Annotated in this window: 29 protein-coding genes; 13 read left to right on the forward strand and 16 right to left on the reverse strand. The window is 69.9% G+C overall.

The genetic code is table 11. The features are described from left to right. Nucleotides 1-24 precede the first annotated feature (24 nt). Nucleotides 25-1377, reverse strand: a complete 1353-nt coding sequence (locus OHA18_RS00860; RefSeq protein ID WP_329001483.1) for an MFS transporter — start codon at nt 1375-1377, stop codon at nt 25-27. Nucleotides 1378-1433: 56 nt separating this feature from the next. Then, nucleotides 1434-2075, reverse strand: a complete 642-nt coding sequence (locus tag OHA18_RS00865; protein ID WP_329001484.1) for an HAD-IA family hydrolase — start codon at nt 2073-2075, stop codon at nt 1434-1436. A gap of 64 nt (nt 2076-2139) precedes the next feature. Between OHA18_RS00865 and OHA18_RS00870 the strand changes: the two genes are divergently transcribed. Beyond that, nucleotides 2140-3297: an ROK family transcriptional regulator gene (locus OHA18_RS00870; protein ID WP_329001485.1), complete on the forward strand. Its 1158-nt coding sequence runs from the start codon at nt 2140-2142 to the stop codon at nt 3295-3297. Here the strand turns inward: OHA18_RS00870 and OHA18_RS00875 are convergent. The 3 genes from OHA18_RS00875 to OHA18_RS00885 are packed head-to-tail and all read right to left on the reverse strand — an operon-like array spanning nt 3294 to nt 5705. Next, nucleotides 3294-3926, reverse strand: a complete 633-nt coding sequence (locus tag OHA18_RS00875; RefSeq protein WP_329001486.1) for a DinB family protein — start codon at nt 3924-3926, stop codon at nt 3294-3296. The two genes, OHA18_RS00870 and OHA18_RS00875, sit on opposite strands and share 4 nt — an antisense overlap. Beyond that, a complete protein-coding gene (thiD, locus tag OHA18_RS00880; RefSeq protein WP_329001487.1) occupies nt 3923-4741 on the reverse strand; it encodes a bifunctional hydroxymethylpyrimidine kinase/phosphomethylpyrimidine kinase in 819 nt (272 codons plus the stop codon). The genes OHA18_RS00875 and thiD overlap by 4 nt, the downstream gene beginning before the upstream one ends. A gap of 1 nt (nt 4742) precedes the next feature. Further along, nucleotides 4743-5705 carry a thiamine-phosphate kinase gene (locus OHA18_RS00885; RefSeq protein WP_329001488.1) on the reverse strand — a complete coding sequence of 321 codons (963 nt, stop codon included), beginning with the start codon at nt 5703-5705 and terminating at the stop codon, nt 4743-4745. A 131-nt stretch (nt 5706-5836) separates the two neighbouring features. Between OHA18_RS00885 and OHA18_RS00890 the strand changes: the two genes are divergently transcribed. The 4 genes from OHA18_RS00890 (at nt 5837) to OHA18_RS00905 (ending at nt 8277) form a co-directional block, all read left to right on the forward strand. Beyond that, the gene (locus OHA18_RS00890) at nt 5837-6073 is read left to right on the forward strand and encodes an Lrp/AsnC family transcriptional regulator (protein ID WP_170990044.1); all 237 of its coding nucleotides are present in this window, start codon (nt 5837-5839) and stop codon (nt 6071-6073) included. 31 nt (nt 6074-6104) lie between these two features. Continuing rightward, nucleotides 6105-6560 (forward strand): DUF3515 domain-containing protein, encoded by a 456-nt coding sequence (locus tag OHA18_RS00895; RefSeq protein WP_329001489.1) that lies wholly within the window; start codon nt 6105-6107, stop codon nt 6558-6560. 94 nt (nt 6561-6654) lie between these two features. Next, nucleotides 6655-7071, forward strand: coding sequence for a YciI family protein (locus OHA18_RS00900; RefSeq protein ID WP_329001491.1), 417 nt, complete (start codon nt 6655-6657; stop codon nt 7069-7071). A gap of 6 nt (nt 7072-7077) precedes the next feature. Further along, nucleotides 7078-8277: an RNA polymerase sigma factor gene (locus OHA18_RS00905; protein ID WP_329001492.1), complete on the forward strand. Its 1200-nt coding sequence runs from the start codon at nt 7078-7080 to the stop codon at nt 8275-8277. A 9-nt stretch (nt 8278-8286) separates the two neighbouring features. Here the strand turns inward: OHA18_RS00905 and OHA18_RS00910 are convergent, their stop codons facing one another. Together OHA18_RS00910 and OHA18_RS00915 are read right to left on the reverse strand one after the other, a co-directional pair. Then, nucleotides 8287-9420: a D-alanine--D-alanine ligase family protein gene (locus tag OHA18_RS00910; RefSeq protein WP_329001494.1), complete on the reverse strand. Its 1134-nt coding sequence runs from the start codon at nt 9418-9420 to the stop codon at nt 8287-8289. Nucleotides 9421-9478: 58 nt separating this feature from the next. Continuing rightward, a complete protein-coding gene (locus OHA18_RS00915; RefSeq protein ID WP_329001496.1) occupies nt 9479-10660 on the reverse strand; it encodes a cytochrome P450 in 1182 nt (393 codons plus the stop codon). A 142-nt stretch (nt 10661-10802) separates the two neighbouring features. On the opposite strand from OHA18_RS00915, the gene OHA18_RS00920 reads away from it, so the two are divergent. Together OHA18_RS00920 and OHA18_RS00925 are read left to right on the forward strand one after the other, a co-directional pair. Continuing rightward, on the forward strand, nt 10803-11432 hold the full coding sequence (locus tag OHA18_RS00920) for a TetR/AcrR family transcriptional regulator (RefSeq protein WP_329001497.1): 630 nt from the start codon (nt 10803-10805) through the stop codon (nt 11430-11432). Continuing rightward, entirely contained in the window at nt 11422-12525 is a 1104-nt protein-coding gene (locus OHA18_RS00925; protein ID WP_329001499.1) for a trans-sulfuration enzyme family protein, read from the forward strand. The genes OHA18_RS00920 and OHA18_RS00925 overlap by 11 nt, the downstream gene beginning before the upstream one ends. Here the strand turns inward: OHA18_RS00925 and OHA18_RS00930 are convergent. Further along, a complete protein-coding gene (locus tag OHA18_RS00930) occupies nt 12522-13697 on the reverse strand; it encodes an MFS transporter (protein ID WP_329001501.1) in 1176 nt (391 codons plus the stop codon). The genes OHA18_RS00925 and OHA18_RS00930 overlap by 4 nt on opposite strands. A 115-nt stretch (nt 13698-13812) precedes the next feature. Continuing rightward, nucleotides 13813-14574 carry a DeoR/GlpR family DNA-binding transcription regulator gene (locus OHA18_RS00935; RefSeq protein WP_329001502.1) on the reverse strand — a complete coding sequence of 254 codons (762 nt, stop codon included), beginning with the start codon at nt 14572-14574 and terminating at the stop codon, nt 13813-13815. A 52-nt stretch (nt 14575-14626) separates the two neighbouring features. On the opposite strand from OHA18_RS00935, the gene OHA18_RS00940 reads away from it, so the two are divergent. After that, nucleotides 14627-15808, forward strand: coding sequence for an MFS transporter (locus OHA18_RS00940; RefSeq protein ID WP_329001503.1), 1182 nt, complete (start codon nt 14627-14629; stop codon nt 15806-15808). On the opposite strand, the gene OHA18_RS00945 is transcribed toward OHA18_RS00940, so the two are convergent. After that, on the reverse strand, nt 15717-16145 hold the full coding sequence (locus OHA18_RS00945; RefSeq protein ID WP_329001504.1) for a hypothetical protein: 429 nt from the start codon (nt 16143-16145) through the stop codon (nt 15717-15719). The two genes, OHA18_RS00940 and OHA18_RS00945, sit on opposite strands and share 92 nt — an antisense overlap. A gap of 56 nt (nt 16146-16201) precedes the next feature. On the opposite strand from OHA18_RS00945, the gene OHA18_RS00950 reads away from it, so the two are divergent. Then, nucleotides 16202-16561, forward strand: coding sequence for a MerR family transcriptional regulator (locus OHA18_RS00950; RefSeq protein WP_329001506.1), 360 nt, complete (start codon nt 16202-16204; stop codon nt 16559-16561). Here the strand turns inward: OHA18_RS00950 and OHA18_RS00955 are convergent. Next, entirely contained in the window at nt 16542-16691 is a 150-nt protein-coding gene (locus OHA18_RS00955) for a hypothetical protein (RefSeq protein WP_329001507.1), read from the reverse strand. The two genes, OHA18_RS00950 and OHA18_RS00955, sit on opposite strands and share 20 nt — an antisense overlap. On the opposite strand from OHA18_RS00955, the gene OHA18_RS00960 reads away from it, so the two are divergent. Continuing rightward, a complete protein-coding gene (locus OHA18_RS00960; RefSeq protein ID WP_329001508.1) occupies nt 16691-17419 on the forward strand; it encodes a helix-turn-helix domain-containing protein in 729 nt (242 codons plus the stop codon). The genes OHA18_RS00955 and OHA18_RS00960 overlap by 1 nt on opposite strands. A gap of 13 nt (nt 17420-17432) precedes the next feature. Next, on the forward strand, nt 17433-17984 hold the full coding sequence (locus OHA18_RS00965) for a GNAT family N-acetyltransferase (RefSeq protein ID WP_329001510.1): 552 nt from the start codon (nt 17433-17435) through the stop codon (nt 17982-17984). Here the strand turns inward: OHA18_RS00965 and OHA18_RS00970 are convergent. Continuing rightward, a complete protein-coding gene (locus tag OHA18_RS00970) occupies nt 17938-18615 on the reverse strand; it encodes a FadR/GntR family transcriptional regulator (RefSeq protein WP_329001511.1) in 678 nt (225 codons plus the stop codon). The two genes, OHA18_RS00965 and OHA18_RS00970, sit on opposite strands and share 47 nt — an antisense overlap. 116 nt (nt 18616-18731) lie before the next feature. Here OHA18_RS00970 and OHA18_RS00975 point away from each other — a divergent pair, with 116 nt between their 5' ends. Continuing rightward, nucleotides 18732-19910, forward strand: a complete 1179-nt coding sequence (locus tag OHA18_RS00975; protein WP_329001512.1) for an MFS transporter — start codon at nt 18732-18734, stop codon at nt 19908-19910. Between the two features lie 87 nt (nt 19911-19997). Here OHA18_RS00975 and OHA18_RS00980 read toward each other — a convergent pair whose 3' ends face one another. Both OHA18_RS00980 and OHA18_RS00985 read right to left on the reverse strand, forming a co-directional pair. After that, entirely contained in the window at nt 19998-21005 is a 1008-nt protein-coding gene (locus tag OHA18_RS00980) for a sugar phosphate isomerase/epimerase family protein (protein ID WP_329001513.1), read from the reverse strand. Between the two features lie 11 nt (nt 21006-21016). Further along, a complete protein-coding gene (locus tag OHA18_RS00985) occupies nt 21017-22111 on the reverse strand; it encodes a Gfo/Idh/MocA family protein (RefSeq protein ID WP_329001514.1) in 1095 nt (364 codons plus the stop codon). A 74-nt stretch (nt 22112-22185) separates the two neighbouring features. Here OHA18_RS00985 and OHA18_RS00990 point away from each other — a divergent pair, with 74 nt between their 5' ends. Then, a complete protein-coding gene (locus tag OHA18_RS00990; protein ID WP_329001515.1) occupies nt 22186-23307 on the forward strand; it encodes an ROK family transcriptional regulator in 1122 nt (373 codons plus the stop codon). Here OHA18_RS00990 and OHA18_RS00995 read toward each other — a convergent pair. Continuing rightward, nucleotides 23294-24193, reverse strand: a complete 900-nt coding sequence (locus tag OHA18_RS00995) for an aminoglycoside phosphotransferase family protein (protein ID WP_329001516.1) — start codon at nt 24191-24193, stop codon at nt 23294-23296. The two genes, OHA18_RS00990 and OHA18_RS00995, sit on opposite strands and share 14 nt — an antisense overlap. Continuing rightward, the gene (locus tag OHA18_RS01000) at nt 24190-25191 is read right to left on the reverse strand and encodes an NAD(P)H-dependent glycerol-3-phosphate dehydrogenase (protein ID WP_329001517.1); all 1002 of its coding nucleotides are present in this window, start codon (nt 25189-25191) and stop codon (nt 24190-24192) included. The genes OHA18_RS00995 and OHA18_RS01000 overlap by 4 nt, the downstream gene beginning before the upstream one ends. Between the last annotated feature and the right edge of the window lie 21 nt (nt 25192-25212).

Here is a 25212-nt window from a genome sequence, read left to right on the forward strand (position 1 = left end):
TCGTCGATCGGGTCGTTTCACCCCCTACACGAACGAGATCCGGTCGGATCGACGGCTGAGGAAGAAAAGTACGGCGATGAGCGGCAGCGTTACTAGGTACGCCGTACTCAGATCGACGGCCCGCGCTAGTACTGCGAGGATCGCGGGCGCGAGCAGGATCGCCGTGCCGGATGCCAGCGCGCCGATCGCGGAGAGGCGGGCTGAGCTGAGTCCGGGCGTTGCGACCAGGGAGGCGAGGGTGACGGGATAGAGCGGGGCGACGCCTAGACCGGCCACGACCAGGCCGAGGGCGACGATCGCCGGGGTGTCGAACAGGCTGACCATCAGGGTGCCGCAGGCCGCGAGGGCGCCGGAGGGCAGTACGGGCGACCAGCCGCGCCAGCGGATCGGGCCGATCGCCCGCCCGATCGCCATCCCGATCGGGAACGCGCTCCCGAGCAGGGCAGCCGTTGCTGTCGGCAAGCCGGTCGCCACCAACCGCGCCACTGCCCAGACCACGAAGCAGAACTCGACCGAGACTGACAGCACGACGCGCAACCACCCGATCCCCACATCCACCACAACCTGCCGCCCCACCCGCCCCCGCCACTTCCGCCCAAGCCCAACCGCCGGAGCAGAATCAATCAACACGGCCAACGGCAGCTCGCGCCCATCCACCGAGTCGCTCACTGCGGAGCCGCGCCCGCCTGTTCGGTCGGCCGCAGCGAAGTTGGATGGGATGGTGGCGGGTCTGTGGGTTGGATCGGCTGGGGCGGAGGTGGGTCGGGTGGAGTGGATTGGGTGGGGTCGCTGAGCCGCGGAGGTGGGCGTCGGGTTGGTGCGTTGGGCGGCGGGTGGGCGTGTGGGGCGGCGATTGAGGAGGGCGAGTAGGAGCAGGGGCGGGGCGGCGGCGAGCATGGCGAGGCGGCCGCTGGGGCCTAGGCCGTCGATGGCGCCGATGGTGAGGGGTGCGAGGATGCCGGTCCCGCTGGCGACTGCGTTGACGCGACTGAGTCGGGCCGCGGCGGTCGGGCCGTTGAGCATCAGCGGTGCGACGAGTACGAGTAGCGCTCCGCCCAGACCGACGCACAGTCCGCCGGCGATGACGATGGCGTACACCGGGGCGACCGCGATGAGCACCGCGCCGATCGCGCAGACGATCGATCCGAAGGCGAGCACCTTGGACATCGGCCACGATCGCAGCAGCCACGGACCGATCACCGCGACTACCAGTAGCCCGACCGCGAAACCCGACGACAACAGCGCCAGCCGACCCGTCGGTTCGTCGAGGTCGCGGGCGAGGATCGCGACGCACGCTCCGAGCCCGGCCAGCACGAACCCCATCGCGGACAGCGCGATGCCGATCCGGACCTCGTCGCCACGAGTATCAGAGCCCACCGAGCCCCCATCCGCCGTCATCCCGCACCCCCGAGCGAACTCGCCGTCGCCAATCGTCATCCGGCGCCGCTGGGTGGTTGTTGGGATGTTTTGAAGAGGGTGGCTAGTTCGTGCAGGTCGGTCAGGGGGATGTCGGCGGGGATGTTCTTCAGGCCGGCGGTCAGGGCGCCGGAGGCTTGGCCTGCCGTCAGGCCTACCACGGTGTCCTCGACTACCAGGCACTGCACGGCCGGTGCCCCGAGCAGCTCAGCGGCGCGCAGGTACCCCTCGGGGTCGGGCTTGCCGCGGCTGACGTCGTCGAGTGTGACCAGGATTGATGGCGAGATGCCGACCGCGCCGAGCCGGACCTTCGCCAGCCTGGTCGAGGCGCTGGTGTAGACCGCCCACGGCAGACCCATCCGATCCAGCAGCGTGGTCAGCTCGACCGCGCCCGGAGTCGGCACCACGTCGGACACGTCGTCGACCTCGATGTCGAGCACCCGCGCGACCGCCGCCGCCCGCTCGGAAGGCGAGAGGTCGGGTCGCATCCGCGTGATGGTCGCCTCGGCCGGGCTGCCATGCGCGATCGCGAGCACGTCGGCAACCGGTACGCCGTACTCGATCGCCCAGCGGCTCCAGCTGCGGTCGACGACCGCGTCGGAATCGACCAGAGTGCCGTCCATGTCGAACAGGACGGCGCGGATGTCCCGGATCTCCATGACCCCTCCCATTAAACTCGTCCCACGAGCATAAACTCATCCAGGGACAGAACGAAAGGCAGCTATGAATCCTGTGCGCCGGGGACAATGGCAGACGGCTTCGGACGTGCTGACCCAACTGTCCCGCCGGCCGGGCATCACCCGCGCCGCGGTCGCGCGGACGCTGCGGCTGAGCACGGGTTCGGCGACCGAGGTGACCGCTCGGCTCCGCGACGTACACCTGGTGACTGAGGTGCCGGCTCCCAGTCAGGGGCGTGGCCGGCCGACCACACTGCTGCAGGCGCATCCACAGGGACCTGTGGTGCTCGCGCTCGACCTGCGGCAGAGCAGTTGGCGGAGTGCTGTCGTGACGCTCGACGGGTCGCTGCAGGACCTGCAGCACCGCCGGCACCGGAGCAGGCGCCCGCAGGTCGTGCTGAACAACCTCCGGCGCCAGGTGGAGCAGGCGCGGCAGCAGTACGGCGATCGGCTGCGGATGGTGAGCCTCGCCGTACCAGGCACCATCCGGGACAACCACCTGATGCAGGCGCCGACTCTGGAGTGGGCCGAGCTGGATCTGGAGACCGTCACGGAAGGCACCGGTCTGCCGCTCCTCGCCGGCAACGACGCGACGCTGAGTGGCGTGGCGGAGGCACGCACGGGCGCTGCGGCGGGAGCCGGTACGGCGCTGCACCTCATCATCGAGGTGGGCATCGGTGGGACGCTGCTGATCGACGGCGTGCCGGCGCAGGGTGCAGCCGGGGCAGGCGGTGAGTACGGCCACATGCCCTTCGGCGACCGGTCCCGGTCGTGCCCGTGCGGCGCGCGCGGGTGCTGGGACCTGGAGATCGACGGTCGCGCGCTGGCGCGGCACTTGAAGCAGGGACGACCGGACGACCCGTACGCCTACACCGAAGAGGTACTGCGACGTACAGACCGGAATGCCCGCGCCGCAGTGACCAAAGTGGTGTCAGCGCTGGGCAGCGGGATCGCCGGTCTGGTCAATGCGCATGACCCGGACGTGGTCACCATCGGAGGCCTGGCTATCCCTCTGCGGGCGGCTGACGAGCGTGCATTCACGGAGGCGTACCAGGGCGGGCTGATGACGTTCCACCGCGGCTCTCCCCCGCCGGTCCTGCCCGCTACCCACCAGCCTGACGGTCCGCTCCGCGGCGCGGCCGCACTGGCTCTCGACCAACTCACCACCGAGCCGGCGATCGCCGCGTGGGTAGCCCAGCGTTAGTCGGCCACTTCTTCGACGGCCTCCTCGACAACGGCAGCGTCGACGACGTCTTCTTCTTCGACCTTCGGCTTGGGGACGATCGGCGGCTCCACCTTCGCCAGGATCTCGACGATGTCGTGCCGATGGTGCTGGATCTCGTGCGCGGTGTGCCGAATGATCCAGCCCAGCGTGCGCGGCGCCCGCACCGGGTAGTTGTACAGCCCCAGCTTCCCCAGCTCCTGCGGCCGCAGCACCCGCGCCGCCGCACCGAAGTCCTTGGCGTTCCGCACCAGCGCGGCCGCCACCTCCATCGGGTCCTGGTTCTCGTACTTCTCCTGCTTCACCCGACCGGTCCGGTCCATCGGTGCGTACACCGGCCGGTCTTCCGCCAGGCACTGCGCGACCCGCAGCCGTTGCACCTCGAGTACGTCGCGCACGTGGCACGCGTACTCGATCGCCGACCACACCTCCGGCTCCGGCCGCAGGCGCACCACGCTCGCGTCCGGACCGGCCGCGGCCTTCGTCAACGCCATGCTGCAGTCCGCCGACTGCCGGATCAGCAGGGTCACAGTGCCCTGCAGATCACCGGTGTCGTAGTTGAAGCCGCACTGCTCGCAGTACCCGTCTACCGGGGGCTGCTGCTTCGTCAACTGCTTCTCCCTCGAAATCTCCACGCGTGATCGACCGGACCGATACCGTCGCCGAGCGCGAACCCGGCCGCGATCGCTCCGGTCACGTACTCCTTCGCGGCACCGACCGCACTCGGTACGTCGTACCCACGGGCCAGGTACGCCGCGATGGTGCTGGCCAGTGTGCATCCGGTGCCGTGTGTGTGCCTGTTGTCGGCGCGAACCGCGCTGTACGAACGCCGTACCCCTGGACCGTGCAGCACGTCCACCGCCGCAGTACCGACGTCGTGGCCGCCCTTCACCAGCACCCACCGCGCGCCTGCGTCCAGCAGCAGCTTCGCCGCGAGCTCTCGGTCCTCGATGGTCTCCAGCTCGATACCGGCGACCGGTCCGAGCTCGGTGAGGTTCGGGGTGAGGACGGTGGCGAGCGGGACGATCTCCGAGCGGACAGCGTCCATCGCATCAGCGGCTAGTAGTGCGTCGCCGTGCTTGGACACCGACACCGGGTCCACCACGACCGGCACATCCGGCGGCAGAGTGCGCAGCAGCGAGGCAACGACCCGGACCATCGACTCGGAAGCCAGCATGCCGGTCTTCACCGCGTCCACGCCGATGTCGTCGACCACGCTGTGGAACTGGGCGCGCACCTGCTCCTCCGGCAGCTCCCAGGCGCCCTGGACGCCGAGGCTGTTCTGCGCGGTGATCGCGGTCAGCACGCTCATGCCGTGCACGCCGTTGGCGAGCATCGCCTTGACGTCCGCCTGGATGCCGGCCCCGCCGCCGGAGTCGGACCCGGCGATCGTCAGCACTCTGGGCGGTGCGCTCCCGACCGGCATCTCAACTCCTGAAGTGGGCGTGTCCTGTCTCGTCAGCATACGGCGAGCCGTCCACCGTCACCGTCCCGGCCGGGCGTTCCTCGTTGCCCTCAGCAACCGACCCGATGACGGTCCAGCCGTCCGGGACGTCGGCCGGCTCGAAGGTGCCGACCAGGGCGTGGTCCTCGCCGCCGGTCAGCACGAACTTCAGCGCGTCCACACCGGTCGCGGCCGCGACCGCCTGCAGCGGCTCGGGCACGGTCAGCGCCTTGGTATGCACGTCGATGATCACCTGGCTCGCGGCGGCGATATGGCCGAGGTCGGAGAGCAGGCCGTCGCTCACGTCGCACAGCGAGGAGGCGCCGGCCAGCGCGGCACGCGGGCCTTCGGCGTACGGCGGTTGCGGGCGGCGATGCGCTTCGACGACGGCGCGCGGCGAGCGGAACCCGCGCGCGAGGACGGCCCAGCCGGCCTCGGCCCAGCCGAGCCTGCCGACGTACGCGACCTCGTCGCCCGGCCGCGCGCCCGAGCGCAGCACCGGCGGACGGCCGTCCAGCGAACCGAACGCGGTCACCGAGACGACGATCTTGTCGGACTGGACCGTGTCACCGCCCACGATGCTCGCGTCGACCAGCTCGCACTCGTCGACGATGCCCTGGTTGAGCTCCAGCGCCCAGGCGGTCGGCAGGTCGGCGGGCCCGCCGAAGCCGACCACGAGCGCGGTCGGCCGGGCGCCCATGGCGACCACGTCGGCCAGGTTCTGCGCGGCGGCCTTCCGGCCCACGTCGTACGCCGACGACCAGTCCTGCCGGAAGTGGCGGCCCTCCACCAGCAGGTCGGTCGTGATCACCATGCGGCCGTCCGGCACCGCCACCACGGCCGCGTCGTCACCCGGCCCTACCAGGACGTCCTCACCTGTGGACAGCCCTTTGGTGACGGCCGCGATCAGGCCGAACTCACCCGTGCTCCCCAACGTCTCTGTCACGTCAGCAGACCTCCCATATCGCTGACCGGAGTCTAGGCGGTACCGTGACCGGGCAACTATGAGTACGCCCGGCCGTCTCGCAGTACCGCTGCCGGCCGGAGCCAGCTGAGGACGACTGAGTGGAGAACGACGTGGTGGTCCAGGCCTACATCCTGATCCAGACCGAGGTCGGCCGCGCGGCCGACGTCGCGGCGCAGATCGCCGAGGTCCAGGGCGTCACCCTGGCCGAGGACGTCACCGGTCCGTACGACGTGATCGTCCGCGCGGAAGCCCGCAACGTCGACGAGCTGGGCAAACTGGTGGTTGCCCGGGTCCAGAACGTTCCCGGCATCACCCGTACGCTGACCTGCCCCGTCGTCCACATCTGAGCCTCCACCAGGGGACCCGCCTGCTTCCGTTATGCCCAAAATCCTGTTCGCTGCACTCGGCGTGATCGTCCTCGCCGGGTGCAGCTCCGGTCCAGCGCCCGTTCCGGTCCCCTCCCCCGCGCCCGAGGTGGCCGCCGCCTGCACCCAGCTCGTCCAGGCGCTGCCCGCGAAGGTCCTCGACCAGAAGCGCCGGAAGACCTCGCCCGAGAGCCCGCTGACCACGGCGTACGGCGATCCGGCGATCGAGGTCACCTGCGGCGTCGCCACACCCGCAGGCATGGCAGAGGCGCAGTCCCAATGCTTCCAGGTCAACGGCGTCGGCTGGTTCGCGAAACAGGTCCAGAACGGCTACATCTTCACCACCATCGGCCGCGAGATCTACCTGGAGATCGCAGTCCCCGCGAAGTACTCCCCCGAAGCCAACGCCCTCACCGACGTCTCCGACAGCATCCAGCAGCACAACAAGGTCATCACGCCCTGTATCTAAGATTCATCTGCCGGCCGTGTCCGGTTGCGGACAGCGGGGGCGACGTCTCGGGTGAAGGTACCCGCGGTGGGTGCCCGGACGACGGGAGACAGCTATGAAGTACATGATCCTCACGTACGCGTCGCAGCAGGACTACGACGGAATGGCGGGCAAGGACACCGGGAAGCCGGCCTGGAAGCCGGAGGACTTCGCGGCGATGGCGGCCTTCATGGACAAGTTCAACACCGAGCTGATGGAGTCCGGCGAGCTGGTCGAGACGCGCGGCCTGTCGGCACCGGTGCTGACCCGGCGGCTCGGGTCGAAGGACGGCGTACCGGTGGTCACCGACGGGCCGTACGCGGAGACCCAGGAGGTGCTCGCCGGGTACTGGATCGTCGAGTGCGAGTCCTTCGACCGAGCGACCGAGATCGCGGCCCGGCTCGCGGACACCCCGGCGCCCGAGTTCGCGCGCGCGACGGCGTACGCCGACATCCGGCCGCTCGCCGAGGGTGCCGACGAACTGGTGGAGTGATCCGGGATGAGCGGTGCTCCTGAGGACCTGCTGCGGGAGTTGGCGCCGCAGGTGCTCGGCGCGCTGGTCCGGCGGTACGGGCGGTTCGACACGGCCGAGGACGCGGTGCAGGAGGCGCTGCTCGCGGCAACACAGCAGTGGCCGGTTGACGGCGTACCGGAGAGTCCGCGCGGTTGGTTGATCACCGTGGCCTCCCGTCGGCTGACGGATCTGCTGCGGCGTGAGCAGGCCCGTCAGCGGCGGGAGGACCGCGTCGCGCGGTGGGCTCCGCACGGCGAGCCGGTCGGGGACGCCGACGACACGCTGGTCCTGCTGTTCCTGTGCTGCCATCCCGCACTGTCGCCTGCGTCGCAGATCGCGTTGACGCTGCGGGCGGTCGGCGGTCTCACCACCACGGAGATCGCCCGGGCGTTCCTGGTGCCGGAGGCAACCATGACGCGCCGGATCACCCGGGCGAAGGCGAGCGTGCAGGACGGCGGCGGGCGGTTCACGATGCCGGTCGATCGCGACGAGCGGGTCGGTGCGGTGCTCAAGGTCGTGTATCTGATCTTCAACGAGGGCTACGCGAGTACGACGGGACCGAGCCTGCAACGTGTCGAGTTGGCGGCCGAGGGGATCCGGTTGGCGCGGATGCTGCACCGGCTGCTGCCCGGCGACGCCGAGGCGGCCGGGTTGCTGGCGTTGCTGCTGCTGACCGACGCCCGGCGGCCGGCGCGGACCGGTCCGCTCGGTGAGCTCGTGCCGATGGCGGACCAGGACCGGTCGCTGTGGATCCCGGAGCTGATCCGGGAAGGAGTCGACCTGATCACGGCGACGCTGCCGCGAGGGCCGGTCGGGCCGTACCAGCTGCAGGCGGCGATCGCCGCGGTCCACGACGAGTCACCGTCCGCCGACGAGACCGACTGGCCGCAGATCGTCGCACTGTACGAGGTCCTGCTCCGACTGACCGACAACCCGATGGTCGCCCTCAACCACGTCGTCGCGGTCGCGATGGCCCGCGGCCCGGGCGACGGCCTCGAGCTGCTGGCCTCGATCGAGCACGACCACCGCATCGCCACGGACCACCGCCTGGCGGCGGTCCGGGCCCACCTCCTCGAGATGTCAGGCGACACCCGCGGCGCCCGAGCGGCGTACGAGGAGGCCGCGACCAGGACGACAAGCGTTCCGCAGCAGCGCTACCTCCGCGCCCGAGCGAGCCGACTGTGACCCGTGAGCTCAGCGGAGGCCGGTGGGGCGGGTCATCGCCAGCTGGAGGAGGTGCTCGACGAGGGTTGCGTAGTCCTTGCCGGAGGCGGCCCACAGGCGCGGGAACATGCTGGTGGGGGTGAAGCCGGGCATGGTGTTGATCTCGTTGATGATCACCCGGTTGTCCGCGTCCAGGAAGAAGTCGACGCGGGCCAGACCCTCGCCGTCGATCGCGTCGAAGGCGGTCAGGGCATTCGCGCGGATGTCGGCGGCGATCTCCTCGGGCAGCTCGGCCGGGACCGAGAGGGCGAGGTACTCCTCACCTTCGGGCAGGTACTTCGTCTCGAAGTCGTAGAACTCGTGCCCGCCGCCGGAGACCGCGGCCTCGCCGCAGACGCTGACCTCCGGCTTGCCGCCGTCCAGGCCGCCGAGGACGCCGACCTCGATCTCGCGCGGGTCCTTGGCGGACGCCTCGACGATCACTTTCGGGTCGTGCGCCCGCGCGACCGCGATCGCCTCGTCGAGCTCGTCCAGGCTGTTCACCTTGCTGATCCCGAGGCTCGAACCGCCCCGGCACGGCTTCACGAACACCGGGTAGCCGAGCGCGTCGACCGCCGCGCGGCAGGCGTCCGGGTCCCGCATCCAGTCCCGGTCGCGGATCACGACGTACGGCGTGACCTCGAGGCCGGCTCCCTGGAAGACGACCTTCATGTAGTGCTTGTCCATGCCGACCGCGCTCGCGAGGACGCCGGACCCGACGTAGCGGATGTCGGACATCTCGAGCAGGCCCTGGATAGTGCCGTCCTCGCCCCACGGGCCGTGCAGCAGCGGGAAGACGACGTCGACCTGGCCGAGCGTGCTCGGGACCTGCTCGGGCTCGCTGACCACGAGCTCGCGGTTCGCGCCGAACAGCACCGGCAGCGCGGTCACGTCGACCTCGGGGAGCTTGCCGTCGGTGATCGACAGCCGCTCCGGATCGCCGCTCTCCAGCACCCAGTGACCGCTGGTGCTGATGCCGATCGGGACCACGTCGTACTTGTCCCGGTCGATCACCTGCAGGACGTTCGCCGCGGTGACGCAGGAGATGGCGTGCTCGCTCGACCGGCCGCCGAAGACGACGGCGACACGGGGCTTGCGTTGTTCTTCCCTCGAGTACTCACTCACCGGCTCGACTGTAGCGGCCCTGGGATCAGGTTCCGACCAGGGTTCGGTTAAGAGCCGTTCAGATCGCGCTCCGTAGCGGCTCGTCCCAAGTGACTGGCAACGCTGTCACTCCGTACACGAGCGTGTTGTTCCGGTAGTCGATCTCCTCGAACGGTACGGCGAGTCGCAGCGTCGGGATGCGCGCGTACAGCCGGGTGAAAACCTCCTGCAGCTCGACCCGCGCCAGCTGCTGACCGAGGCACTGATGCGGTCCGAACCCGAACGCGACATGCGCCGGAGCCTGCCGCCGCAACTCCAGCCGGTCCGGGTCCTCGAACACCCGCGAGTCCCGGTTCGCCGATGACAGTGCGGCGATCAGAAACTCACCCGCCTCCAGAGTCGCGGCCCCGACCGGCAGGTCGTCCGTGACGTGCCGGAACAGCCCGAACTGGACGACCGACAGGTACCGGAGCAGTTCCTCGACCGCCGCAGGCGCCAGCCCAGGGTCGGCTCGGAGCGCGTCGAGCTCCGAAGGGTTCCGCAGCAGCGCGAGGGTGCTCAAGGCAATCATGTTCGCCGTCGTCTCGTGCCCCGCGATGAGCAGCGTGATCCCGATCGACACCAGCTCGGGCAGGCTCAACGGCTCCCCCAGCTCCTCGCCACGGGTGATGAGCCGGGACAGCAGGTCGTCCGACCGCTCCGCCTGCTTCGCCAGCACCAGCCCGACCATGTACTGGTTGAGTTCGTCACTGACCCGCATCATCTCGTCCCGGTCTCCGTCGACCCGGACCAGTACGGCGCTGCGCTCCTGGAACTCGTCGCGATCCGCATACGGAACACCCAGCAGCTCGCAGATCACCAGGGACGGGATCGGCAGCGCGAACGCCTGCACGAGGTCGACCGGCCCGCCGGCGGCAAGCATCGAGTCGAGCTGCGTCTCGATCATCGCGGCGATCCGCGGCCGCATCGCCTCCATCCGCTTGACCGCGAACTCGGTCGCCAGCATCCGCCGCAGCCGTCTGTGGGCCGCACCGTCGGCGTGCAGGATCGAGCCCGAGTCAGCCTCCCGGTCCAGGGCCGCGCCCGGTACGACGTGGTCCGACGGCGCCGACCGCGAGCTGAGCCGGCTGTCCCGGAGCAGCGTGCGGACGTCGTCGTACCGACTGACCACGTACGCGTCGACGCCGGCCGGGGTGGAGACCTTCGTCGGGCCGTCGGTACGGCGGTAATCGGCGTACTGCTGGGCCGGTCGAACGGACACCCAGACGGCCGCCCGACGGGGAAGCTCTCGGTCATGAACCCTCCCACTTGATTTTGGTAGTGACTACCATATGGCTGAGCCATCCAAAGAGGAGCAACATCCGGCGAGTCGGCGACCCGATACCCTGCCCGCGGAGGTGCTGATGGGACTGCGCGAGGTGAAGCGGGAGCGGACCCGCCGGCTGATCGCGGACAAGGCGTTCGAGCTGTTCAACGACAACGGCTTCGGCCGGACCACGGTCGAGCAGATCGCGGCGGCCGCCGAGGTCGGGCCGAGCACCCTGTACCGGTACTTCCCGACCAAGGAGACGCTCGTCCTCGAGTTCGTCGAGGACTGCCTGGGCGACGCGGTCAGCTGGTTCCGCGAGCAGCCCGAGCTGGAGCTCCCGGCCGGACTCCAGGCGGTGATCGAGCGGGTCCTGGAGCAGCTGGAGACCAACCCGGACCGCGTCCGCGCGGTGTTCGACCTGGCCGGGCAGACGGCGTCGGTGAGCGCCCACCTGAACGAGCTGATCTGGCGCTTCCGCACCGACCTCGCCGACGAGCTCGTACTGCGCCTGCCGGCGGACAACCGTGCTGAGTTCACCGCCGCGCTGGCAGCCGGGATCGCGATGAACATCATCGAGACGGTCGTCCGCGTCTGGGTGGACAGCCCCGAAACGACCGACGCGAAGTCACTCGCGCGCCAGGCGATGAGCCTGCTGGGCAGCGGTGGCATCCCCCTCCCCGCGGCCACCTATCCCGTCAGCGACAATTCGGGGTATGACTCCTGATCTCGATCCGTCCACGGTCGTCGTCCATGCCGGCCGGCCGGAGCGGGTGCCGAATGCCCCCGTCGGCGAGTCGCCGGTGTTCAGTTCGACGTACGTCGCGGGTGGCGATCGTGGCTACGGGCGGTTCGGGAACGACGCGTGGTCGGCGCTCGAGGACACGCTCGGCGAGCTCGAGGGCGGTCGCGGGCTGACGTTCGCCTCGGGGATGGCGGCGGCAGCGGCGCTCATCGACCTGGTCCCGGTCGGCGGGCGGGTCGTCGCTCCGCAGCATGCGTACTCCGGCGTGGTCGCCCTGCTCGATCAGCAGACCGAGACCGGCCGGCTCACGGTCGTGCACGTCGACGTCGCGGACACCGAGGCCGTCAAGCAGGTCCTCGACGGAGCCGACATGCTGTGGATCGAGTCGCCGACCAACCCGGCGATGGAGGTCGCGGACATCCCGGCTCTCGCCGAGGCGGGCCACGCCGCCGGCGCAACGGTCGTCGTCGACAACACGTTCGCGACGCCCCTGCTGCAGCAGCCGCTCCAGCTCGGCGCGGATGTCGTGATGCACTCGGCGACCAAGTTCATCTCCGGTCACTCCGACGTCATCCTCGGCGCCGTCATCACCGCGGACGACGACCTGTGGTCCGCGATCGAGCTCCGCCGCCGCAGCCTCGGCGCGATCCCCGGCCCGATGGAGGCCTGGCTCGCGCTGCGCGGCCTGCGTACCCTCGCCCTCCGGCTCGAGCGCGCACAGTCGAACGCCGCGTTCCTGGCCGAACGCCTCCTCGCACACCCCCGGGTCAGCCGCGTCCGCTACCCCGGACTCCCGAGCGATCCGGGTCATGACCGTGCCGCCGCCCAGATGTCCGGCTTCGGCGCGATCCTCGCCGTGGAACTCGGAGGCGACGCGGCTCTCGCCCAGAAGGTCTGCGAGCGCACCGAGCTCTGGGTGCACGCGACCAGCCTCGGCGGCGTCGAGTCGATGCTGGAACGCCGCCGCCGCTGGCCGATGGAAGTCCCGACGATCCCCGTGGACCTGATCCGCCTGTCGGTCGGCATCGAGCACCCGGACGACCTCTGGGCGGACCTCGAGCAAGCCCTCGGTTAGCGTCCTGTGTTCTTCTTGAGCACGGGTCCGCCGAAGAACGTCAGGACACACAGCACGACCGGCAGGATGAACGCGATGTTCAGCGGCATCCAGTGCGCGAGTCCGCCGATCAGCGCGGGCCCGGCGAGCAGACCGACGTACCCGAGGCCGACGACGCGCGCCATCAGCGCCCCGGACGAGCGTGGGTCGAGGTTGCCCGCGGCGGTGAACAGCTGCGGTACGCCGCCCGCGAGGCCCAACCCGAACACGGCCCATCCGACGAGCGCGGCCGGCACCCACGGTACGACGATCACCAGCGTCAGGCCGACCGCTGCCATCGCGGCGCCCCACCGCACGATCGCTGCCGGTCCGACGACGGCCGCCACCCGGTCGGTGAGGAATCGGCCGACGGTCATCGCGACCGCGAACGCGCCGTACGCGTAGGCCGCCGTACTGACCGAGGTCCCGAGGATGTCGCGGAAGTGCAATGCGGCCCAGTCGTTCGCGACGCCCTCGGACAGCATCAGGCCGAACGCGAGTCCGCCCAGGGCCCAGACCAGCTTGGCCGGCGGCTTCACCCACTCTCCCTCGGAAGGCTCCTCCGGCGGAACGGTTGCCTCCAGCAAGAACCTGCTGGCGACGAGCGACAGCAGGATGCACACGACGCCGGCCGAAGCGAGCGTGATCTCGGGCGGTACGTCGGCCCGCAGTGTCGCCGCCCCGACCACCGCGGCGATCGCACCGCCGATCGACCACATCGCGTGGAAGGCAGCCATGATCGGCCGCGGGTAACCGCGCTCGACCACCACGGCCTGCGCGTTCATGCCGACGTCGATCGAACCGTTGCCGAAGCCGATCAGAATCAGCGTGAGGCCGAGCGTCCACCAGTTCGTCGCGAGGCCAGGTCCGGCGAGCGCGATGCCGAGCAGGATGCCGGCCGCCGGGACGAGCCGGCGCTGACCGAGCTTGTCGACGAGCGGTCCCGCAACCTGCATACCGGTGAACGCAGCGCCTCCGAGCACCAGCAGGAGCAACCCGAGCGTGCTGTGCGTGATCCCGGTCTTCTGCTCGATGCTCGGGATGTGCACGACCCACATCCCGACCGCGAACCCGTTCAGACCGAAGTACATCCAGGTAGCGACCCGGGCAGCTCGAGGCGGCGCTGTCTGCGATCGCGTGTCTGTCGCGGTCATGGGGCCTCCCGGCCTGGACTGAGGAGCGGAGGGAGCGAAGCGACCGGAGCGACGAGGGAAGGCCGGGAGTTACAGCCCCATGACCCGCCGCGACGGAGTCGCGGCATCAGCACCGTCAACGAGCCACCTCTACAAGTACGCCTCGTTGGGTCAAGAGTGTGCGTTGGTCTTCTGGAGCCGAGTCGTCGGTGATGACCAGGTCCGGGCGGTCGGCGGGGCAGACGAAGGCGAGGGCGGCGCGGTCCCACTTGGCGCCGTCGGCGAGCACCATGGTGCGACTGGCGACGCTCATCGCCTCCTGCTTGATCTCCGCGTCGCCAAGATCGAAAGCCGTCAGTCCGGCGTCGAGGCTGAACGCACACGGGCTCAGTACGGCGGCGTCGAAGCGCAGCGCCCGCAATGAGGCGACCGTCAGCGGGCCGACCAGCGAGAGCTCGCCCTTGCGCGCCTCACCGCCGGGCATCAGCAGCCGGATCCGCGGTGCGTCGGCCAGCTCGTGCGCGACGTGCAGCGACAACGGCATCACCGTCATCGCGCGATCATGCAGCAGCCGAGCGGTCTCCAGCGCCGTCGTACCGCTGTCGAGCACGATCGTCTCGCCGTCGTGAAGGTGCGCCACCGCGGCCCTCGCGATCGCCTGCTTGGCGGCGACCGCGGCCTGGGCGCGCAGCGAGTGCGGCGGCTCGAGGCCGGACGGCATCGCGGACACGGCACCGCCGTGGACCCGCTTCAGCACACCCTGCGCCGCCAGGAAGTCGAGATCGCGGCGGACCGTCATGTCCGATGCCTCGGTCGCCTCGACCAGTTCCTGGACCGACACTCGGTCGACGACTCGTAGTCGTTCTACGATCACTTGGTGCCGTTTCGCACTTCTCATGCGCAAAAAACTACCATCCGCCTGATCGTTCAAACAGATAGTGTGTTTGCTTGTGACTGAAGACACCACTCTCGTCAAGCGGTCCCGGTACGCCGTGGCCGCCGTCTTCTGCGTGCACGGGTCGGTGACCGGGTCGTTCGCGACCCGGGTGCCGTGGATCCAGGAGCATGCGGGGGTGTCCGCCGGCCAGCTCGGGCTGGCGCTCGCGTTCCCGGCGCTCGGCGCGGCGCTGCTGATGCCGCTCGCGGCCCGGGTCACTCACAGGTTCGGCACCCGCACTGCTCTGCGCGGCCTGCTCGCGCTCTGGACGCTCGCGTTGATCCTGCCGTCGTTCGCCCCCGGGTTGCTGACGTTGTGCGCTGCCCTCTTCATCTACGGCGGTACGGCGGGCATGGCCGACGTGGCGATGAACGCGCTCGGCGTCGAGATCGAGCACCGGCTGAAGAAGTCGATCATGTCCGGGCTGCACGGTCTCTGGAGCGTGGGTGCGTTGCTCGGCGCGGCGGTCGGCACGGTCGCCGCGCATGCGAATGTCAGTGCGCAGCTCCATCACGTGGTGGCGGCCGTCGTGCTGACGGTGATCGGCGCGGTGGTGTGTCAGTTCGTGCTGAACATCCATCCCGCGGAGGACGAGGAGCCGCCGGCGCGGTTCGCGTTGCCGCCGAAGTCGGCGCTGCTGATCGGGGCGGTCGGATTCTGCGCGGTGTTCGCGGAGGGCGCGAGCCTGGACTGGTCGGCCGTGTATCTGCGGGACATCCTCGGCAGCTCGGCGGGCGTCGCGGCCGGTGCGACGACCGGGTTCGCGTTGACGATGGCGATCGCGCGGTTGACCGGCGATGCAGTGGTCGACCGGTTCGGCGCCGTGCGGACGGTGCGGTGCAGTGGCGTGATCGCGACGCTCGGCGCTTTGCTGGTGGTGGTTTCGCCGACGGCGGTCGTCGCGATGATCGGGTTCGGCCTGATCGGGGTCGGGATCGCGGTCGTCGTACCGCTCGCGTTCGCCGCCGCCGGCCACACCGGCCCGAACCCGAGTCAGGCCATCGCGGGCGTCGCGACCATCACCTACGCGTCCGGCCTGGTGGCGCCGTCGATCATCGGCGGCATCGCGCAGGCCAGCAACCTGACGATGTCGTTCATCGTGGTCACCGCGCTGGCGGCTGGGCTGGCCGTGTTCGCGCGCGTGCTCGCACCCCGTCGGCCAACCACGGCAGGAGTTGAACCACTCCAAAGCTGACCTCGACGACGAGGAACAGCACCAGCAGTTTGGTTGCGCCCTGCGCCAGCGCGTAGGTCTGCCAGGTCGCGAACAGGACGCGCGCCATCCCGTCGTACAAGCCGTGGAGTGGCAGCGGGCGGATCAGGCGGAGGAGTGCCCAGACGACCACGACCGAGCCCATCAGGTTCGCGTACAGGGTCTGGATGGTGTCGACCGGCGGGAAGGCCCCGAGCGACGACAGGACGTGGTGGACGAGGACGTACGTCCATGGAGTGGCGAAGCCGGCGGTGACGATCAGGTCGTACCAGGCGCTCGCGCGGACGATGCGGAGATAGCCGCTGGTTTGGGGAGACACGCGTTTGAAGGTAAACAGTGGAGTGCTGTCCAAGGTCAAGCCCGACGGAGGATCCCGTGCGTATCGGTGAGCTCGCTGAGCAGACGAACCTGTCCAAGGACACGATCCGCTTCTACGAGCGGATCGGACTCGTCGAGGGCGAGCGCCGGCCCAACGGCTACCGGGACTTCCCGGCGGAGATGGTGCCCTGGCTGCAGTACGTCCGTACGGCGCAGGCGCTCGGCTTCACGCTCGCCGAGATCGCCAAGGCCGGCGACCAACTCCGCGACTCCCCCGACTCCGCCGGCGCCTTGTCCACACTCCTCGCCGAGAAGGTGCAGCTCATCGATCAGCGGATGGCGACCCTGGCCACGCTCCGCGCCGATCTCACCGACCGCATCGGCACCGGCTGCCCGCTCAGCCCAATAGGCGGTTGAGCACGTCGCCGGCTTCGTCGTACCCGGCATCGCTGATGCGTTGAAGCTCCAGCATGTCCTTCGCGGCGGCGGCCCGGCGGGTCAGGTGTTCACCCGCGCGATCGGAGCCTTCGTCGAGCAATTCGCTCAATGCCTCCAGGTCGTCGCGCTCGTCGGCCAGATCCGCGAGCCGGTCGAGGGCCTTTCTCGTCCGGATACCGCCGGTACTCCGCGCAGGCCGTCGTCGAGCTGGCCCGGATCCGCATGCTGGCCGACGCCGGCCTACCGCTCGCGCGGATCCGCGAACTCGGATCGGCGCCCGAGGAGCTCGGCCCCGCACTCGAGCAGATCGACGCCGACCTGACTGCTCGCATCAAGGGTCTCCGCGACACCCAGCGGAGGCTCCGCAAGCTGGCCGCCGGCGACATCCGGATCCTGCCCGCGAACGTCGAGGAACATCTCGCCGCACTGGCCGCACTCGGCTTCACCCAGCGGTGGATCGCGATGGAGAGCGACCTGTGGATCATCGTCTACGCGACGCACCCGGACCTGGCCGAGACCCTGTTCCAGGATCAGGTGCAGTCGCTCACCGATCCCGGACTCCGCGACCTGTACCTCGCTGCCGACCATGCCCACGACCTCGACCCGGACGACCCGTTCCTGGCCGAGCTCGCGGACCGTATCGTTGCCGCCAGCATCGACCGCTACGGAACCGAACCGCCCGGCGCCTCCGCCGATCCGGCCATCCCCGACCTGCTGCAGAACACGCTCAACGCGTCCTCACCAGGTTGGCGGCAGCTCGACTCCTTGATCCGCAGCCGACTCGCGGCCGCCGGGTTCACCCTTCGGACAACCCCGGATGACGACGACCGTGGGTGATACGAATTCAGGGGTGGATGAGCTGCGGTTTCGGACGGCTGGGGCAGATGACGCGGCGGCGGTGGCTGAGCTGCACGGAGACAGTTGGCGACGGCACTACCGCGGCGCGTACGCCGATGCGTTCCTCGACGACGAGTCGGCCGGGTATCTCGACGCGATGTGGGCCAAGCGGCTGGCGGCACGAGAAGGCACGCGGACAACGGTCGCGGAGTACGACGGGAAACTCGTCGGGCTCGCGCATCTGATGATCGGGGCGGACCCGAAGTTCGGTGCGCTCGTCGACAACCTGCATGTCCGCGCGCCACTCAAGCGCCAGGGCATCGGCACCAAGCTGCTCGCCTTGACGGCCGACGCGCTGCAGGAGGCAGCACCGGGGTCCGGGCTCTACCTGTGGGTGCTCGAGCAGAACACCGCGGCGCAAGGGTTCTACGAAGCGCGAGGCGGCATCCGCGGAGACCGGAAGGACGTCCCGCCGCCGGGTGGTGAGACGCGGCGGCTCAACGGCACACCGGCCTGCTTCAGGTACTACTGGCCGGACCCGACGGTTCTCGCGGTGACTGCTTGATCGTCTCGATCAGCGCGTACGACGCCTGACTCGCGCCCTCGGGATCGCCGGCCCGGATCGCCTCGAGTACGACCACGTGGGCGTCGAGGATCCGGTGGTCCTCGGGGATCGTCGCGGTCTGGTGGATCGACTCGGTCAGGACTTCCGCGATCGCGTCGTACAGGCGCAAGAGCAACGGGTTCCCGCTGGCGACGACGACGCCACGGTGGAAGTCGGCGTCGACGGCAACGAAGGCCTCGAAGTCACCGGCGACCAGAGCGGCGGCGCGGGCAGCGAGGGTGGCGGAGAGGGCAGCCAGGCTGTCCGGGTCCGGGTGCTGCGCGGCCAGCCGGGCGGCCGCGGCCTCGATGCCGGCGCGGGCGTCGAGCACGTGGGTCAACGACGTCGAAAGCTCGTCCCTGACCAGTACGCCGCTGATTTCGTTGGTCGCGCGGACGTAGGTGCCGTCGCCGACGCGCGGCTCCAGCAGGCCCGTCAGGCTCAGTGAACGCAGCGCCTCCCGCACGGTGCCGCGGCTGACGCCCAGCTCGGTGGCGAGCTGGTTCTCCCCCGGGATGCGCGAGCCACGCGGCCAGGCCCCGGACTCGATCTGCCCGCGGAACCGCTCCGACACCTGTAGCACAAGCGGCACCTGCCGCACCGGTCCTTCAAGTGACACCGCCATCCGCCTCCGTCCACGACTAGCGTACAGTGTAAATGTAGGACATCTGCAGAGAACAACGTTCGGAGAGGTGTGTCGTGGCGGTGTTGACCGAACCAGTGACTCGAGAGCGGTCGTCGCTGATCACGGCGACCGCGTTCGTGGTCGCGCTGAGCCTGCGGCCGGCGCTGACGGCGGTCGGTCCGGTGCTGCCGCGGATCGGGCTCGACCTACACCTGGGCGAGGCCGCGCAGGGTCTGCTCGGCACGCTGCCGCTCCTCGCGTTCGCCGTCGCCTCCCCGCTGGTCCACTTCGCCTCCCGCCGCTTCGGCATGGAGCGTGCCGTCTTCGCCTCGCTCCTGGTGCTTGCGCTCAGCAGCGCGCTCCGCCCGTACACGGGCCAGGCGGGCCTGTGGATCGGCACGGCCGTCGTCGGCGCCGCGATCGCGGTCGGCAACGTGCTGGTGCCAGTCATCATCAAGCGCGACTACGCCGGCCACGTCTCCCGGGCGACGGGCGTCTACACCGCGTTCATCACCGGCGGCGCGGCGATCGCCTCGATCCTCGCAGTACCGATCGCGGACGCGATCGACTGGCGGCTCTCACTCGCGGTCTGGGGCGGTCTCGCCGTACTGGTCGCGGTGATCTGGCTGCCGCGGACGATGTCACCGGAACCGATGCCGGCGGTAAGCACTGCGGACGGCCCTCCCCCGGTGAGCGTCTGGCGGCAGCCGATGGCGTGGCTGGTCACCGGATTCATGGGGCTGCAGTCCACGAGCTTCTACCTGTTCGTGAACTGGCTGCCCACCATCGAGATCTCGACCGGCGGCGTCTCCGAGCGCGCCACCGGCGTACACCTGTTCCTCTTCCAGGTCTTCGGCCTGATCGGCGGCCTCAGCATTCCGCTGCTGATGAAGCACCCGACCAATCAGCGAGCCGGCATGATGACCGCGAGTACGCCGATCCTGGTCGCGCTGCTCGGTCTGCTGCTCGCACCGCACCTGGCGATCGTCTGGGCGATCGTCGGCGGTCTGGGCCAAGGCGCCGGGCTGGTCGCCGCGCTCTCGCTGATCAGCCTCCGCGGCCGCGGCCATCACGAGACCACGCAGCTGTCGGGGATGGCGCAGGCCGTCGGCTACACGCTGGCCGCGGCCGGTCCGGTGCTCGCGGGCTACCTCACCCAGGTCACCGGCGGATGGCGCACGACCTTGAGCGTCTTCGCGACCTCGGCCGCCCTCCAGGTCGTGCTTGGCTTCGCGGCGGGCCGGGACACTCGAACGGGTTAGGCGGACCTGCGTGCATGCATAACCTGCCCGGATCGAGCGGTGCGCCCGTCGTCGGGCGGGTTATGCATGCACGCAGGTCCAGATCCCTTACTTGTCGGTGGCGAAGGCCGCGTCGAAGGCGGCGGTCGGCTTGTCGAAGGCGAGCGCGCGGATGACGTTGACGGCCTCTGCGGCGCCGACCTTGCGCTCCATGCCGGCGTCCTCCCACTCGACCGAGATCGGGCCGTCGTAGCCGATCGAGTTCAGCACCCGGAAGCAGTCCTCCCACTTCACGTCGCCGTGACCGGTGGAGTAGAAATCCCAGCCGCGCCGCGGGTCGCCCCACGGCAGGTGCGAACCGAGCCGGCCGTTGCGGCCGCCGCCGACCCGCATGCGGGTGTCCTTGCAGTCCACGTGGTAGATCCGGTCCTTGAAGTCCCAGAGGAACGCGACCGGGTCGATGTCCTGCCACACCATGTGCGACGGGTCCCAGTTCAGGCCGAACGCCTCGCGGTGGCCGATCGCCTCGAGCGTCAGCGTGGTGGTCCAGTAGTCGTACGCGATCTCCGACGGGTGCACCTCGTGCGCGAACCGCACGCCCTCCTCGTCGAACACGTCGAGGATCGGGTTCCACCGGTCCGCGAAGTCCTTGTACCCGGCCTCGATCCGCTCCGCCGGCACCGGCGGGAACATCGCGACGTACTGCCAGATCGACGAGCCGGTGAAGCCGATGACGGTGTTCACGCCGAGCTTCTTGGCGGCGCGAGCGGTGTTCTTCAGGTCCTCGGCGGCCCGCTGCCGGACACCCTCGCCGTCGCCGTCGCCCCAGATCCGGGACGGCACGATGGCCTGGTGCCGGAAGTCGATCGGGTCGTCGCAGACCGCCTGCCCCACCAGGTGGTTGGAGATCGCGAAGACCTGCAGGTTGTACTTCTCCAGGATGTCCTTGCGGCCCTGGACGTAGGAGTCGTCGTCGACGGCCTGCTGGACGTCGAAGTGATCACCGGAGCAGGCGATCTCGACGCCGTCGTACCCGGCCTCGGAGGCGAACTGGCAGACCTCCTCGAACGGCAGGTCGGCCCACTGACCGGTGAACAGCGTGATCGGGCGTGGCATCTCAAGGGCTCCTAAGAATTGTCGACGGTGATCCAGGCGGAGTCGCTCGCGGCCGACCGCAGAACTGCGTCAACCACACGAGCCGACCGCGCTCCGGCGGCGAAATCGGGCAGACCGTCCGGGTGGTCACCCAGTACGGCGGCATAGCTGTCGGCGACGAACGAGTCGAACGCGTCCTGGTATCCCTGCGTGTGCCCGGCCGGCAGCCGGTTCACTCGCGCGGCGGGCGGGCTGAGCGTCTCGGGATCGCGAGTCAGCAGCTGACTCGCTTGACGACGGCCGACCCACAGACGGTCCGGGTCCTCCTGGTCGAAGCCGAAGCTCGACTCGGTGCCGGACACCTCCAGGTACAGGCGGTTCTTCCGGCCGGCCGCGACCTGGCTGACGACGATCGTCCCGACCACTCCGGCCTCGGTCCGGAACTGCGCGGTGGCCAGATCCTCGGTGTGCACCTCGACACCGCCCCGCTGGGCTCGGACGGTCCGCAGCTGCGCGCTGATCGCGGCAATCCGGTCGCCGGTGACGAACTCGGTCAGGTCACACCAGTGCGACCCGATGTCCGCGAACGTCCGCGACGGACCGCCGGTCGCGTCGTCGACGCGCCAGTTCTGGTCGTCCGCTCCGGCGAGCCAGTCCTGCAGGTACGAGCCGTGCAGGCTGGTGATCACTCCGGCGTCGCCGGCCGCGATCCGGGTCCGCAGCTCGCGGACCATCGGGTGATAGCGGTACACGAACGGTACGGAGCCGACGAGGCCCGCCTCGGATGCCGCTGCCTGCAGTCCGCTCGCGTCCTGGACCGAGGTGGCCAGCGGCTTCTCGCAGACCACGTGCTTGCCGGCCTCGAGCGCCTTCAGCGTGACGTCGCGATGTGTGTTGTTCGGCGTACAGACGTGCACGACATCGATGTCGGAGGCGAGCAGCTCGTCGATGGTCGCGAACCCGCGCTCGGCGCCGGTCGCCTCGGCTGCTGCCTCAGCTCGTGACGGCGACGAGCCGACAGCGCCGGCCACCGTCGCCCCCGAAACCAGCGCGGCCCGTCCGTGGACCTGGCCCATGAAACCGCCGCCGACGATCCCGACCTTGAGCTTGCGCGCATTGGTGGACACGTCGAAGGACGCTATGGGACCCTTTTGAATCCTGTCAAGCAAAAGTCCACGGCCAGTACGACGAAAGTCCGGTGATGAGCGATCTGGGTACTGCGGACGCGGTCCTGCGTCTCCTCCTCGACGGGGAGCCCCGGACCCGGGCCGAGCTGATCGACCTCACCGGACTCGCCCGGTCCACCGTGACCGGCCGGATCGAGGCGCTGCTGGCAGCCGGTCTCGTCGTACCCTCCGGCGAGGCCGCGTCGACGGGTGGACGCCCGCCGGCTCGCTTCCGGTTCAACCCGACCTCGCGACTGGTCCTCGCCGCGGACGTCGGCGCGACGCACCTGTCCGTCGCCCTCACGGACCTGGCCGGCGAGATCCTGCAGCGTTCGACGATGCCGCTGAAGATCGCCGAAGGACCCGAGGTGGTGCTCGCTGCGGTCGCACGGGCCGGACACGCGCTGCTGCGAGAGGCGCACCGGTCTCCTGACGATCTGGCCGGCACCGGAGTCGGGCTGCCCGGGCCGGTCGAGCACAGCACCGGCCGACCGAACCACCCGCCGATCATGCCCGGCTGGGACTCGTACGACGTGGTCGGCCGGCTGAGCCGTGAACTCCCGGGCCCGGTGCTGGTCGACAACGACGTGAACATCATGGCGCTCGGCGAGCACGCGACGGCGTACCCGGAGATCGAGCACCTGCTGTTCGTGAAGGTTGCCACCGGCATCGGAGCCGGCGTGATCAGCGGCGGTCGGCTGCACCGTGGGGCGCAAGGCGCGGCGGGCGACATCGGCCACATCCAGGCGCCGGGCCATACCGAACTCTGCCGGTGCGGCAATACCGGCTGCCTCGAGGCGATCGCATCCGCAGCCGCGCTCGCCACCACGCTGGGTGTTGCGACCAGCCTGGACATTGTCGAGCTCGTCCGGGCCGGCAACACGACCGCGACTACTGCCGTACGTCAGGCAGGCCGCGAAATCGGCACGGTCCTCGCCGCGGCCGTCAGCCTGCTGAACCCGTCGGTGATCGTGGTCGGCGGCTCGCTGTCCCAGGCCGGCGACAGCCTGCTGGCCGGACTCCGGGAAGCGATCTACGCGAGATCGTTGCCCCTGGCCACGACCCACCTCCACGTAGCCCGGTCCCGCACCGGCCGCGACGCCGCCCTGCTGGGAGCCGTCACCCTCGTCCGGCAGCAGGCCCTCAGCTCCAGCTGACCGCGAGTTCGTCGACCAGGGCGATGAACTTGTCGAGCTGGCTGCCGCCACGGGCCCGGCCGAAACCGTGCCGCCGGCCCCAGAAGGCCGACTGAACCAGGTTCAGGTGGGACCACCGCCGGATCCGTTCGGGATCGAGCTCGGCGGCGTCGGCGAACAGCTCGAGCTCGTGGTTCAGCACGGTGATCAGGTCGTCCGCGCCGAGCTGATGAGCGGCACGCGTTCGCAGGAACGTGGTCGCGTCGTACGCCGGGTCGCCGACGTACCCCTTGGGATCGACGGCCAGCCAGGGCTCCCGGTCCGCGCGGAGGATGTTGCGCGGGTGGAAGTCGCCGTGGATCAGGATCTCCGGCTGATCGCGGCCGAGCTCGTCGACGACGGCAAGAGCTGCATCGATCACAGCCGCCGGCAGCGGATGGTCGAGCTCTGCGGCGTCCTTGCGGAGCTCCTCCTCCCAGGCGTCGGCCTGCTCCGACATCCGGGGCAGGCCGTCAGGTGCCGGGATCCGCAACCGGCGATGCAGATCGCCCGCGGTGACGACGACGTCCTCGTCGTGCTCCATCAGCGTCGTCGGGTGTGCACGCTCGAGCAGCATCGCGTAGCGGGCGTCGTCGCGTTCGTACAGCTTCACCGCGCCCTGACCGTCCCACGCTTCGAAGGCATCGGGCTCGTGGACGTTTCCCGGATGCGGGAACGACACCTTCAGCACGGCATCGTCGCGGACCGGCACGACCACGCCGACCTGCCCATGCGCGGCCTCGCCATCGGGTTCGCAGTCCCACTGGGTCAGCAGCTCGTCGATGATCCCGGGCAGCTCGGCCAGCCAGGCCTCACCGGCCGCGCCTTCACGATCGATAGTGGCTCGCGCGAACGCGGCCGGGATCACCAGCGCTCCGACTTCGCCGAACGGGAGACCAGGCTGAACAGCATGTCCTTCGGGGTCATCTCGCCGGCCACCACCTTGGTGACGTGCTCGGCGATCGGCATCTCCACGTCGTGCCGGTGCGCGAGCTCCGAGATCGACGCGCAGGACTTCACCCCCTCGGCGACCTGCCGGGTCCCGCCGGCGATCTCCGCGACACTCATGCCCCGGCCGAGCTTCTCGCCGAACGTCCGGTTCCGCGACAAGGGCGACGAGCAGGTCGCGACCAGATCGCCCAGTCCGGCCAGGCCGGAGAACGTGTGCTCGTCGGCGCCGACCGCCGTACCCAGGCGGGCGATCTCGGCAAGGCCGCGCGTGATCACCGAAGCGCGGGCGTTGTCGCCGAAGCCAAGGCCGGCCGCCATCCCGACGGCCAGGGCGATCACGTTCTTGCACGCGCCACCAATCTCGCAGCCGATGACGTCGTTGTTCGTGTACGGGCGGAACGTCGGCGAATGACACAGCTTCTGCAACCGGGTCGCCGTCCCGTCGTCGGCACACGCGACCACCGATGCGGCCGGCTGTCCGGCGGCGATCTCGGGCGCCAGGTTCGGTCCCGAGATGACCGCGATCCGCTCGGGTCCGGCGCCGGTGAGCTCGGCGATCACCTCGCTCATCCGCTTCGTCGTACCGAGCTCGACGCCCTTCATCAGGCTGACCAGCGGTACGGCGTTCGGCAGTACGCCGGCCCAGTCGGTCAGGTTGTCGCGCAACGACTGCGACGGCACGGCGAGGACGATCGCCTCCGCCCCGTCGGCCGCCGCGGCCGGGTCGTGGGTCGCGGTGATCGCGTCCGGCAACCGTAGGCCGGGAAGGTAGTCGCCGTTCTCGTGCTGGGCGTTGATCGACTCACAGAGCGACTCCCGCCGCCCCCAGACCGACACCTGGTTCCCCGCGTTCGCGAGCACCACCGCGAACGCAGTACCCCAGGATCCAGCACCGAACACCGCGACCCTGGTCATCGGGCCTCCCGGCCTGGACTG

Origin of the sequence: Kribbella sp. NBC_00709 (assembly GCF_036226565.1) — a bacterium.
GTDB lineage: Bacteria > Actinomycetota > Actinomycetes > Propionibacteriales > Kribbellaceae > Kribbella.